Origin of the sequence: Haloarcula sp. CGMCC 1.2071 (genome assembly GCF_037078445.1) — an archaeon.
Classification (GTDB): domain Archaea; phylum Halobacteriota; class Halobacteria; order Halobacteriales; family Haloarculaceae; genus Haloarcula; species Haloarcula amylolytica.
On the sequence record NZ_JAYMGY010000005.1, the window covers coordinates 30,494 to 42,587 of the forward strand.

The 12,094-nt window shown below is 61.8% G+C and carries 9 protein-coding genes; 5 read left to right on the forward strand and 4 right to left on the reverse strand.

Annotated elements, in window-relative coordinates; translation table 11 throughout:
• Window positions 1-168: 168 nt before the first annotated feature.
• From VI234_RS11745 to VI234_RS11755, 3 genes are all read right to left on the reverse strand, one after another.
• On the reverse strand, window positions 169-2,574 hold the full coding sequence (locus VI234_RS11745; RefSeq protein WP_336330105.1) for a DUF2309 domain-containing protein: 2,406 nt from the start codon (window positions 2,572-2,574) through the stop codon (window positions 169-171).
• Window positions 2,564-4,051, reverse strand: a complete 1,488-nt coding sequence (locus tag VI234_RS11750) for a proton-conducting transporter transmembrane domain-containing protein (protein ID WP_336330106.1) — start codon at window positions 4,049-4,051, stop codon at window positions 2,564-2,566. Before VI234_RS11750 ends, VI234_RS11745 begins: the two co-directional genes overlap by 11 nt.
• A gap of 439 nt (window positions 4,052-4,490) precedes the next feature.
• On the reverse strand, window positions 4,491-4,964 hold the full coding sequence (locus tag VI234_RS11755) for an Lrp/AsnC family transcriptional regulator (protein WP_008311919.1): 474 nt from the start codon (window positions 4,962-4,964) through the stop codon (window positions 4,491-4,493).
• Window positions 4,965-5,561: 597 nt separating this feature from the next.
• Between VI234_RS11755 and VI234_RS11760 the strand changes: the two genes are divergently transcribed.
• From VI234_RS11760 to VI234_RS11780, 5 genes are all read left to right on the forward strand, one after another.
• Window positions 5,562-6,602: an ABC transporter substrate-binding protein gene (locus tag VI234_RS11760; protein ID WP_049943023.1), complete on the forward strand. Its 1,041-nt coding sequence runs from the start codon at window positions 5,562-5,564 to the stop codon at window positions 6,600-6,602.
• Window positions 6,599-7,789 carry an ABC transporter substrate-binding protein gene (locus VI234_RS11765; protein WP_336330107.1) on the forward strand — a complete coding sequence of 397 codons (1,191 nt, stop codon included), beginning with the start codon at window positions 6,599-6,601 and terminating at the stop codon, window positions 7,787-7,789. Before VI234_RS11760 ends, VI234_RS11765 begins: the two co-directional genes overlap by 4 nt.
• Entirely contained in the window at window positions 7,786-8,985 is a 1,200-nt protein-coding gene (locus tag VI234_RS11770; RefSeq protein WP_336330108.1) for an ABC transporter substrate-binding protein, read from the forward strand. The genes VI234_RS11765 and VI234_RS11770 overlap by 4 nt, the downstream gene beginning before the upstream one ends.
• Before the next feature lie 158 nt (window positions 8,986-9,143).
• Window positions 9,144-9,623: a universal stress protein gene (locus VI234_RS11775; RefSeq protein ID WP_008311912.1), complete on the forward strand. Its 480-nt coding sequence runs from the start codon at window positions 9,144-9,146 to the stop codon at window positions 9,621-9,623.
• 114 nt (window positions 9,624-9,737) lie between these two features.
• Window positions 9,738-11,117 (forward strand): sugar porter family MFS transporter, encoded by a 1,380-nt coding sequence (locus tag VI234_RS11780; RefSeq protein WP_336330109.1) that lies wholly within the window; start codon window positions 9,738-9,740, stop codon window positions 11,115-11,117.
• A 42-nt stretch (window positions 11,118-11,159) separates the two neighbouring features.
• Here the strand turns inward: VI234_RS11780 and VI234_RS11785 are convergent, their stop codons facing one another.
• A complete protein-coding gene (locus VI234_RS11785) occupies window positions 11,160-12,035 on the reverse strand; it encodes a fructosamine kinase family protein (protein WP_336330110.1) in 876 nt (291 codons plus the stop codon).
• Window positions 12,036-12,094: the final 59 nt, after the last annotated feature.

Sequence of the window (12,094 nt, forward strand, 5' to 3'; positions counted from 1 at the left end):
CGTATGCTATCGGGGCACAATATTCCATAGGTGTTTTTATATACCCGTAATTGAGATAGGCCTACGTAGATACGAGTTGGTCTGAGCGATTTTCTATTTTGAAACTCAGTATAGAGAGACAAAGAGTTAGCGTGACGGCGGTTCCAGATACCGGCTGTTCGGCCCAGTTCAGTCGTCTGCGGCCGCAGGGGCAGTCGGTTCCGTACGGTCGGCTTCGGACAGCGCAGACACAGGCGACCACTCCAGATCACGCTCGTACTCGAAAGCGCTGTGGTCCTGCGTGGGGTCGACGACAGTCACCGAGAGCCAGTTGTTGTCGAGCAAGTCCATCAGTTCCGTATGGTCGGCGAGAACGTCGTTGACGCGGGCGACCGGCGCGTGGATGACCGTCGAGAGGCGGAGCGGCTGATGGTGTAGGTCGTCGTCGGCAGCCATGAGGGACTGCAGCGGGAGCCCGGTCATCAGGTCGCCGCCGTTGCCCTGATAGACGCCGACGTTGCCGACGGGGTTGTGGGTCACCTTCGACCCGCTGCCGTAGACGGCGTTGTCAACCGTCGAGAAGTAGTACTGGGTGTTGATCCACTGCGTGACGACCATCGGGCCGGTGAGTATCGCTTCCAGCGCCTCGCCATCAGGGTCAGTCGACCAGTCGTAGGAGTGGAGGAACGCGCGGCCATTGAGGTCGACATCGCTCGTCAGTTCGCGGGGACCGACGACAAAGCCGGCGTTGCCGGCCAGACCCCACTCGGGGCGGGTCTCGGCCCAGTCGGCGGCGCGGCGTTCCGTCTCGGTGACCCCTGATGAGGTGTCGGCACCCATCGACTCGGCACGCTCGGCGGCCGCGTTCTCGCGGGCGGTGGTGAGGTCGGCGCGCAGCTGATCGAGAGAAGCGGCGTGGCTTTCGGGCACGTCGCTGTCGTACAGCGCCACTTCGTCGGTCGTCGTGTTGTGTTCGCCGGCGAGGAAGACGGTGTCTTCGGGGATTTCGAAACCGCGGTCACGAAGCGCGGTCCTGACGTCGGTGTCGTTGCAAATCGCCGCCAGCACGCGGGCGTTCGGGCCGCCGGGGTTGCCGGCGCAGGCCCCACAGTCCAGACTCGAATCGTAGGGATTGTTGGTCGTCTCACTGGCGTGCCCGGTGAAGACGACGAGGCGGCTGAACGTCTCCCAGCCCATCAGGTCGAACGCGGTGGCGGCGTACTCGACTTTCTCGTCGGTGGTCAGCCCCACCGGCAGATCACCGGCGTAGGTGTGCTGGTGGTGGACGAGCGGGTCACAGAACTCGTGTTCGTCGGGGACCGTACCGTCAGCCGCGTCGAATAGCTCCTGCACGCGTCCGGGGACAAGCGTGCGGGCCGCGAGCGCGAGGCCGTAGCCGCTGCCGGCGGTCTCGACGAAGCCGTAGGCCGTGGCGGCGTTGGCCTCCAGCGTCTCGATGATTTCGTCGGCGGTCTCACGGATGCCCCACAAGCGGTCGTGGCGCTCCCGGGTGTCGTCGTCGGTCGGAACGTCGGCGATGCGGTGTTGTGGTTCGAGAATCGGCGGGCAAGCGTCGACCGACACGTCGGCGTCGTATCCCTGGTACTCCATCGGAACCCCGAAGAAACCGGCGTACCCATGGGTCTCGTAGTCGCCCGCGGCCTCGATGTGACGGCGGATGATCTCCGAGCGCGTGTCGATACAGAAGACCATCTGTGCGTCCGGGCGGCCCGATTTGTCACTGTCGGCGAGCGACTGGCTCTCCGCGGCGACGGTCTCGACGAGGTCGCCGCGGTAGGTCGCCTCCCAGGCGCGCAGGAACGCCCCGGCGAGTTCGGCGGCCGGGTCCGGGTCGATGCTGTCGTTCGAGGGGGCGATGTCAGCACCGACGGCATCGAGCAGAGCCAGACGCGCCGCGAGGTACCCCGCCAGTGAAATCGGGTACGCCGACTGCCACGCCCCCTCGTCGTCGGCACGCTGCTTGATGAGTCCCGTCCAGCCCGGGAGAGCGGCCAGTTGCTCCTCGAAAATGGGCACCCACTGGCTCTCCGGGTACGGCGCAAGCACGGTTTCGATGGCCTCGGTCGGTGCCTCGGGCAGGTCAGCGATGACCCCCTCGTCGGGGATTTCGCTGTCGTGCTCGGCCACTCCGCGGAAAGCGGTGTAGAACCCCGCTTCGCGGTTCGGCATCGACCAGTGGGCGCTCCCCTCGTCGAGGAACGCCGACAGCCACTTCGTCAGCACCTGGTCGACGCGGTCCGTGGTGGTGTCGGAATCGCTTTTCGAGGCATCGGTCGCTGTGGCCATCCGGTCGAGCAGTACCTCGGGGTCGTTCTCGTAGCCGGCCTCGGAGAGTTCCGCGTCGAGAATCTCCGGGTCTATCTGGCCGCGTTGTAGCGCCGCACGGAACGTCTCCGCGCTGGGGTAGCCACGGCCGCCCAACAGGTCGGCTGCCTGCGTGACTGCCTCACTGAACGGCTGGTCCTCGAACCCCGCGAGGGGGTTTGCCGTCACGAACGAGTGGATGGGCCAGAGGGAGCCGACGGTGGTCGCTGCGGTGTCGATACTGTCGTGGATGGTGGATTCAGTACTCATTGTAGTCCTCCGTAGCAGTGAGCACAGTGTCGGCTGCCGGTTGACCGGCGTTCAGCAGCGCCACGTAGAGGCGCTGGCTGCGCTCGTGAACCCCGGTCTCGATGCCGGTGTAGATGCCGACGAAGACGACGGCGATAATGCCGTGGAGCAGGGTCAGTTCGGTCGTTGCCGGGCTGACAGGCATGAGCCCCGAGACGCCCGTATAGACCGCGGCGTAGATGACGATAGCCGGGAAGAAGACCACTGGGACGGCCCCGTAGCGGGTCGCCGTCGGAAGCGAGGTGTGCTGTACGGCGCTACGGGCCGCGTGGAGCGTCGTGAATACCACAAAGAACGTCAGTAGGAGGCCGCTGTCGACCTTCGTCCCTTTCCCCGTCAGCACCGCGAACACTGCGCCGCCGGCGATGCCGGTCAGCAGTGTGACGATGACGCCGATGATGCTCGTCGTCGTTCCTACCGTGTGTGGCGTTCCCTCGCTGGGGCTAGTGTGTTCAACCTGTCCGCCAGCGCTGAGGAACTGATAGGCCTTGTAGAAGCCGTGGAGGATGAGATGGGTGATAGCAGCCCCGAAGAAGCCGAGGCCGGCCTGCATGATCATGAATCCCATCTGGCCGACCGTCGAACAGCCGAGTTTGCCCTTGATATCCGTCTGGACCGATTTCAGGAGTTTCCCGCCGATAGCGCTTGCACCGCCGACGGCGACGATTGCGAGCATGAGCGCAGGGTCGACAGTGATGACCGACGCGAAGCGGGTCAACAGGATGCCGCCGGCGTTGACGAATCCAGCGTGCATCAGCGCCGAGGCGGGCGTCGGTGCGGTCATCGAGGAGAGGAGCCAGCCATGGAACGGGAGCAGGGCGGACTGAATCATCGCTGCGAGCACGAGCGCGCCGGCGGCGACCAGCCACACCGGGCCACCGAGTGCGTCGGCAGCCGCCGTAACTCCGGTGACTGTGGTCGCATCGGTCGTCCACCACAGCGCCGTCAGCGCGACAGCGAGGAGCGCGCTGCTGGCGAGGAAGTACTTGCGGGCGACCGTCGCAGCCGCCTGTGCCTGGTCCCAGCCGCTGACGATGCCGATGAGTTTCGCCATCAGTAATCCCATCGCGATCCACAGCGCCCCGAACAGGGCAAGGTGGTCAGCCGCGACCAGCCCCATCACGACCACCGTGAAACCGAATACGGTGGCGAAAAAGCCCGTTTTGAGGCGACTGCCTGCCAGGTAGCGGCGCGAGTAGCTGTGAACGATACCGCTGAAGAAGGTGACGACCACCCACATCAGAACTGTCAGTCCGTCGACGGCGACAACGCCGGGAATCTCCCATGCGAACCCGGTTCGGATTCGGACGGCAAGCACAGCAATGCTCGCGGCCACCATCGACCACACGAGCCATGTGAGTGCGACGGGCACGAACGGCGATTTAGCCGTCGTGTCCGGGAGTGATCCAACCGTCGTCGTTGAGTTGCGTCCTGACATCGTTGTTCGTGACCGATCACGGTAATCACGGGACGTGATTGACCGATTATGGTTGTCTTCACCCCTAGTGCGAACGGACTGGTTATTAAATCCTTCTATACTACCAATTTGTTCCTAAAATAGTAGATTATAGAACATTATGGTCCTGTTGTCGATGCTCCGGCGAAAACCACTGCCAATGGGTTAGGAAGGTACATCGCGGCCTGTCGCGGCAAAGTTCTTCAAAGACAAATGGCCTGCTCACACGGACATCGGTTCGGCTGCTGAGGACTAATCGGGTATCGAGACGGGAGGGGATTACCAAACTGTTCAGTGGACCGTTAGAGAACTCAGTTCGTCATCGAAGCTGGCGCAATCGCTCACATACGCCGTCCCGCCGTGTAGTCACGGGTACGCAGGTGTCCGGGACACGACCGTGCGACAGCAGTTCCGTCCGCAGCTACCTCTCGTTCTCGGAATCGAACTTACCGAAGGGCGTCGTCTCGTGGCTCCGGACGAGTACTTCGTCGGCCACCGTCAGGCCCATATCGAGAAGTGCCTGCGCGACCGGCGTGATATCGCTATCCGATTCACCGACAGCCGTCACGAGGAGGTTCTCCTCCCCGGTGACCAGTTCCTGTACCGACACCACACCGTCTATATCGAGGATTTCGGGGATTAAATCGCCTCGTTCGGGAATCGACGCAGTGCAGTAGAGCAGCATTCGGAGCGGATAGCCCGCCTGCTGATAGTCGACGTCAGCGCTGTAGCCTTTGATGACCTCGCTGGCCTCGAGATGGTTGATGCGCTTGCGGACGGTGCTGTCGGACGTATCGGTTCGCTCTGCGATGTCCCCGGACGACATGTTTCGAGCATCCTCCTGTAATGCGTACAGAATCGCTCTGTCCACGTCGTCGATTTCCTCGTCAGCCATACCAGTGTGTCTACAGCAAGGACACTTTACTGTTGTACGTTCCCCCGATCCGCTGTTGTCGCTACCAGCCATAGCCGAGAGGTTTCAGCTGCTCCCGATACAGTCGCGATTCGATGCCCATCCATGATTCCGGCAAACAGTAGGGAATTTCGATGCCGATAGACAGGCGTGGCTGTAACACAAACAGCTCGGTGGAAGCCGGCGTCGTGAATCTGAAGCGTATGTGGGCTACTGATTCGGTGTCGTATAGAAGCAGAAGACAAGTTACAGCGATATCTCCCAGTAGACGCACTACTGAACAGCAGTTCGGAATCCATGACAACGCCCCGTTTTAAGGTGTGCCTAAATTCCGAAGCAGTTATATATTTTTAGGCAGGCCTAATCATTATGTCGAGAGATGATACGAATCACGAAGGTCCAACGAGACGTGACTACATGAAGTACAGCGGCGCGGTGGTGAGCGGAGGCTTGCTGGCGGGCTGTGCAGGTCAGTCCGGACCCGAATCAACTCCGGCCGAGAAGAGTACGGGAAGTGAGTCAGGCTCGTCGAACGAATCAACGTCGGAGGACGGGAGATACTCGGTTACAATGTCGCCAATGGGAACCGTCGAGTTCGAAACGGTCCCCCAGAGTGTGTTCACGATACTGGGCCACCACGTAGACATGCTGGTCGCGCTTGGGCGAGGCGACGCGATCAACGCGATGCACGCGCCCGAATACCGCAAGTCGCTGTATCAGAAGTTCCTCCACCGACTCGACGGCGTCACGGTCGACTGGGATGGGCTATACTCCTCGTGGCCGCCGACCAAAGAGAAACTGTACGAACTCGATAGCGATGTCCATATAGCGGACCCAGCGAAGGTTGCCACGGCCGAGGGATGGGACGACAGTAGCCTCGAAGAGATAGGCTCGAACGTCGGCCCGTGGTTCGGGAACACGCTCAGCGGCACTCATCAGAAACCGCCATCAGGCTGGGCCGATGCGTACGAATACTACACGCTCTGGGAAATCTTCGGAAAGATCGCGCAGGTGTTTCGCGAGAGCGACCGGTACGAGGCACTCACATCGGTCCGCGAATCGATGCTGCAGACTATCAGAGCGGGCCTGCCCCCGGAACAGGAGCGGCCGAGTGCGGCTCTGGTCCTGTTCTCCACATCCGACGAGAAAATATGGGGGTACAAAATGAACCACCCGGGCTACTACGCTGCCCACACCCGCCCGCTGGGTGCTACCGATGCGTTAGCCGACGCCGTCGGTGACGAGTACGGCGACGACGGGCGGAATATCACGCTCGACTCCGAACTGCTTCTCGACGCCGACCCGGACGTGTTGCTCGTCCTCGGGCCGATGACGGGGTACCACAACCTCGACGACATTCGGTCACAACTGGCAGACGACGAGGTACTGAGAAAGATGACTGCCGTCCAAGAGGGGCGGATATACGCTCAGGGTGCCCGTCGGCAGGGTCCGATCCTGAATCTGTTCCAGACAGAGATGACAGCGAAACAACTGTACCCCGACCAGTTCGGTGAGTGGCCGGGCTACGTCGACGGCGAGCCATACCCCGAACTCCCCGTCGAGGAACAGCTGTTCGACCGCCAGCGCGTCGCTGACATAATCACGGGTGAGGGACAGTGACTGACCCCGATAGAACGACGCTTGAACAGCCGACACGCAGAGATTATATCAAGGGTGCCGGGCTGATCGCGGGCGGCAGTTTGCTCGCCGGGTGTTCGAGCAACTCCGCCACGGACTCCACTGCGACTGAGCCAACGGAGACAACCGGGACCCCAACAGCGACTGAGACTGAATCATACACCGTCAATATGGAGCCAGTGGGCGACGTTACGTTCCAGACGGTTCCCGAGCGGTGGCTCCCTTACGGTGGCACTTACGCCGATATGGGCGTGGCACTCGGACAAGCCGATGGCCTCACAGGTATCGGCGGGGCGGACCGCTACTACACGTACGTCTACGACGAGCTTCCCGGTGTGTCCGTCGACCAGGAGACGATTGACGCGAATCCGGAGGTCCGAACGAAAGAGGAGTTTTATGAACTCGACAGCGACGTACACCTCTATGACCCAGAGATGCTCGTCAACTGGTTCGACTGGTCGCAGTCGGACGTCGACGAAATCGCCGAAAACGTCGCTCCGTTCATCGGGAATCTGATCTTCCGTCGCTCCGACGAGTGGCACGACTACCGGTACTACACCCTGTATCAGGCCTTCGAAAAGGTCGCCGAGGTCTTCCAAGAACAGGCTCGATACAAGGCGTTCAGACAACTACACGACGACTACATCGCGGACCTGCAGAGTCAGCTCCCGCCAGTTGATGAGCGTCCGAACGTCCTCCTTACGTTCGAGGGCACCGACGAGCCGGAGTCGTTCTCGCCCTATCGGCTGAACGACAACGGCACGAGCAAGAAGCAGTGGCGTGATCTCGGCGTCACCGACGCGCTTGCCGGAACCGATATCGAGAACCTCAGCACAACCAACCGGGGCGAGTACGACTACGAAACCCTTCTCTCAGTCGACCCAGACGTTATCCTCGTCCGCGGCCACGAGCGAAAATCTGCGACCGAGTTCCGGGAGACCGTCCTGCAGTTCATGCAGGACCACAACGTCGGGAGCCAACTGACCGCGGTACAGAACGGACGCGTGTATCGCGGTGGCTACCTCCGGCAGGGTCCGATTCACAATTTCTTCCTGACCGAACGGGCGGCCCAACAACTCTATCCCGATATCTTCGGCGACGTGACCTCCGACACCGAACTCTTCGACCGGCAGCGAATCGCCGATATCGTCACGGGTGAGTTCGAATGAGTGGCCCGGACGGAGCAACGTTCGAACGACCGACGCGGAGAGAAGTCGTGAAAGGCGGTGGTACACTCGCCCTCGGTGGACTACTCGCCGGATGTTCGGGCAACAGCAGTCAGGAATCTTCGGAAGCCGGGACCGGCGACAGGACCACGGATACCGAACCGAGCGCTACCGGGCCAGCGACTTCCGACGGAACGTATTCGGTGACGATGGAGCCAGTCGGAACCGTCGAGTTCGAAACTGTGCCCGAGACAATCGCCCCCTTCACCGCGGACTACATCGATATGCTGGTCGCGCTCGGTCACGGCGACGCAGTACAATCAATCTGGTACCGTGGACGGTACAAGACGCTGCACTACGAGGAACTCGATGGAGTGTCTATAGACCTCGACGCCCTCACACAGCTCTGGAGCGACGGCGTCTCGAAGGAGGCGTTCTACGAGATGGACGCGGATCTGCATCTCATCGATCCGCACGCACTGACACACTGGCTCAAAGCATGGGAACAGTCCGACCTCACGGAAGTCCGGGAGAACGTCGCTCCGTTTATCGGAAACCTCGTTTTCCGACAGACTGACGACTGGCACAACTACCGGTACTACAGCCTGTACGAGGCTTTCGAGAAGGTGGCTGAGATGGTTCAGGAACGGACGCGCTTCGAGGCGATCCGTTCAATCCACGACGAGCTAACCGAAACGGTGCAGGCTCGGCTCTCGGCACCAGAGGAGCGACCGAACGCCGCGCTCATGTTCGCCGGCGAGGAGCCGGAACCGTTCACGCCGTATCGGATCAGCGGGAACGGGGCCAACAAGGAACACTTCCAAACGCTCGGAATTGCCGACGCGTTCTCGGACACCGGAATCGAGGGGTACTCCGGCTCGGAGTCGCTCGATTACGAAGCGTTGCTGGAGATAGATCCAGACTCACTCCTTCTGCGATACCATCGCGAGGGGAAGACCCGTGAGGAGTTCGAGAACTCAGTGCTCGCCCATATGAAAGAGCACGAAGTGGGCAGCCGGTTGAGGGCCGTCCAGAACGACAGGGTGTTTCGCGGCGGTCCGATCTACACCGGCCCGTTGCACAACCTATTCATGATCGAACGGTACGCGAAGTGCTACTTCCCCGAGACGTTCACAGAGGCGCAGTTGTTCGACCGAGAACGCCTCGCGAGGATTATTACAGAAGGAGTTGCCGAGTGAGAGACAGGTCCGTTCCACCGCGACACCCGCTCTCATAGGAGTGGCTGGATGTCCCCGTCGCGGTGGAAGCGGGTCATATATCTGAATATAAATAATTACTATAATTATAGTAAACTCATAGCAGCTTCTTTTTACCCCGGCAGCGAAGCTCAGTGCTGATGACTGAAGTGACAGCAGCGACCGATTCGCGCGGCCTCGAAACCGTGCTACTCGCGATCGGTAGCCGCGACGACGCCCGCGTCGACACGCTCGTCGACGCCGTTACTGAAGTCACGGTGCCGACAGACGCGACAGTAATTATCGCACATGTGTTCGATCCGGACTCGTACCGGGAGGCGGTAGAGCAACTGCTCGAAACGCCGGACGAAAACATCGACCCGGACGAGCTGGCCGCACAGATGTCGGTCACACAGGACATCATCGACGAGCTAGAAGCCGAGTCGCTGACGACTATCCCCCGCGCGACGACTGGGACGAGTGGGGAGGGTATCGTTTCGATCGCGAGAGACGTGTCCGCCGACCGCGTGATTGTCGGCGGGCGGCAGCGCTCTCCGGCGGGGAAGGCTATCTTCGGGAGCACGGCTCAGGAGGTGATGTTGAACGCTCCGTGCCCGGTTACGTTCGTTCGCGACCGATGACCGGGCAGACTGCGCTCCGGGCCTTGCCCGACGCCGCCCGCCCCCAGTGGCTTCACCGTGGTGCGAAAAGACTTGGAAAGACTTTTACACAGATTCGAGTTCATTTTTACACAGATGTCCACAGCCACCATACGAAACGTCCTCCGCGGTGACGGCGACCGGTTCGTCTACGTCGTCTCCGCGTTAGCCGCGCTGAACGGACTGTTGTTCGGGTTCGACACCGGGATCATCTCGGGCGCGTTCCTGTTCATCCAGGACTCGTTCGTCATGTCGCCGCTCGTCGAGGGGATCATCGTCAGTGGTGCGATGGCCGGGGCCGCGGCCGGTGCGGCCGTCGGCGGCCAGTTAGCCGACCGCCTCGGTCGCCGCCGCCTCATCCTCATCGCGGCCATCGTGTTCTTCGTCGGGTCGTTCACGATGGCAGTCGCGCCGACTGTCCCCGTCCTCGTCGCCGGTCGGCTTATCGACGGCGTCGCTATCGGTTTCGCGTCGATTGTCGGCCCGCTGTACATCTCCGAAATCGCGCCGCCCAGGATTCGCGGCGGGCTCACCTCGCTCAATCAGCTCATGGTGACCACCGGAATCCTCCTCTCGTATTTCGTCAACTACGCGTTCGCCGACGCGGGCGCGTGGCGGTGGATGCTCGGTGCCGGGATGGTCCCGGCCGTCGTGCTGGCCATCGGCATCCTGAAAATGCCCGAAAGTCCACGCTGGCTGTTCGAACACGGGCGAAAAGACGAAGCCAGAGCCGTCCTCAAGCGGACGCGGTCCGGCGGCGTCGAGGAGGAACTCGGCGAGATCGAGGAGACCGTCGAGACACAGTCCGAAACCGGCGTTCGGGACCTGCTGGCTCCGTGGCTCCGTCCAGCGCTCGTGGTCGGGCTTGGACTCGCCGTGTTCCAACAGATCACCGGCATCAACGCGGTCATTTACTACGCCCCGACGATTCTCGAATCCACCGGGCTAGGAAACGTGGCCTCAATCCTTGCGACAGTCGGTATCGGGACGATCAACGTGGTGATGACCGTCGTGGCGATCCTGCTCGTCGACCGTGTCGGTCGGCGTCGACTGCTCCTCGTCGGTGTCGGTGGAATGGTCGCGACGCTCGCCGTCCTCGGTACTGTGTTCTACCTTCCCGGTCTCGGCGGGGGCCTCGGCGTCATCGCCACGATCAGTCTGATGCTGTTCGTGTCCTTCTTCGCAATCGGTCTCGGCCCGGTCTTCTGGCTCCTGATCTCTGAGATATACCCGCTTTCCGTTCGCGGGTCGGCGATGGGTGTCGTCACCGTCGCCAACTGGGGTGCGAATCTCCTCGTGTCGCTGACCTTCCCCGTCCTGACTGACGGCGTCGGAACCTCAGCGACGTTCTGGCTGTTTGGCCTCTGCAGCCTCGTAGGGTTGTTGTTCGTCTACCGCTACGTCCCTGAAACCAAGGGCCGGACGCTGGAGGCAATCGAAGACGACCTCCGGCAGAACATCTCGCTGGCTGACTGAGTCGGCCATCGGAACGGCGGGCGAATCCACCGCTCTCAGTTTTTACACCCCGAGGCGGTCCAACGCGTTGTCGAACTTCGGGAGTCCGTCTTCGCCGTAAAACCGGACGTTCTCCAGGGCGTGGAAGGCGACATACACGTCACGCCGTTCGTCGAAGTACCGCTCGGAGAGATCTCGGTGGCGGCGGTACTCATCGTAGAACGCAGCGCCGATCGAGTCCAGTCGGTCGACGTACGCCAGGTCCACTTCAGCGTGGCCGAAATATATCGCTGGGTCAAGGACGGCCCGAACGGTTCCGTCAGCCACGACAGCGTTTCCGGGGTGGATGTCGCCGTGCAGCAGCGACGGCGTGGCCGGTTCAACGAGACGAGCGTCGAGCGTTTCCGCCAGTCGCTGCACCCGGTCGAACTCGGTGGCTGGCAGGGCCCCAGCGTCCCGTGCAGCCCTTGCGAACGGGAGTAGTCGTCGCTCGCGGAAGAAGTCGATCCACGACTCGGTCCACGGGTTCGACTGGCTGAACGGCCCCGAAAGGGTATCGAACGGAAAGCCGAACGCGTCAGCCGAGACGTCGTGGAGAGACGCGACGTGGCGCGCGAGGTCGCGTTCGGCCCGTTCACCGAATCGGCCGTCTCCGCGGACGAACGACAGCACGAGCAGTTCCGGTTCGACGTGGAGGACGTCCGGAACGGGAAGCGGCGTGTCACGGTCGAGGTACTGAAGCATTGCCGCCTCGATTCCGAGCGGCGAGTCGTCGACTTTCACCGCCACGTCAGGACGGTCGCGAAACGACACACGGTAGACCGACCCGACTTCCCCGCCGTCGAGTGCCGTCGCGCTTTGAGCGTCGGCGTCCAGTGCGCTCGAAACACGCTGTCGCACTGTCGCCGTCAGCTGTTCCGCGCCCGTCCCGTCGTCCATAGTCGGCGTACGAGAAGGGGTCCAATAGGTCTGTTTGTCTTCTGCCTCGACAGCGAAAA

Coding starts and splice junctions, on each gene's coding strand:
- VI234_RS11750 (WP_336330106.1), bottom strand. CDS start 4,051: ATGTCAGGACGCAACTCAACGACGACGGTTGGATCACTCCCGGACACG.
- VI234_RS11745 (WP_336330105.1), bottom strand. CDS start 2,574: ATGAGTACTGAATCCACCATCCACGACAGTATCGACACCGCAGCGACC.
- VI234_RS11760 (WP_049943023.1), top strand. CDS start 5,562: ATGGGAACCGTCGAGTTCGAAACGGTCCCCCAGAGTGTGTTCACGATA.
- VI234_RS11785 (WP_336330110.1), bottom strand. CDS start 12,035: ATGGACGACGGGACGGGCGCGGAACAGCTGACGGCGACAGTGCGACAG.
- VI234_RS11775 (WP_008311912.1), top strand. CDS start 9,144: ATGACTGAAGTGACAGCAGCGACCGATTCGCGCGGCCTCGAAACCGTG.
- VI234_RS11770 (WP_336330108.1), top strand. CDS start 7,786: ATGAGTGGCCCGGACGGAGCAACGTTCGAACGACCGACGCGGAGAGAA.
- VI234_RS11755 (WP_008311919.1), bottom strand. CDS start 4,964: ATGGCTGACGAGGAAATCGACGACGTGGACAGAGCGATTCTGTACGCA.
- VI234_RS11780 (WP_336330109.1), top strand. CDS start 9,738: ATGTCCACAGCCACCATACGAAACGTCCTCCGCGGTGACGGCGACCGG.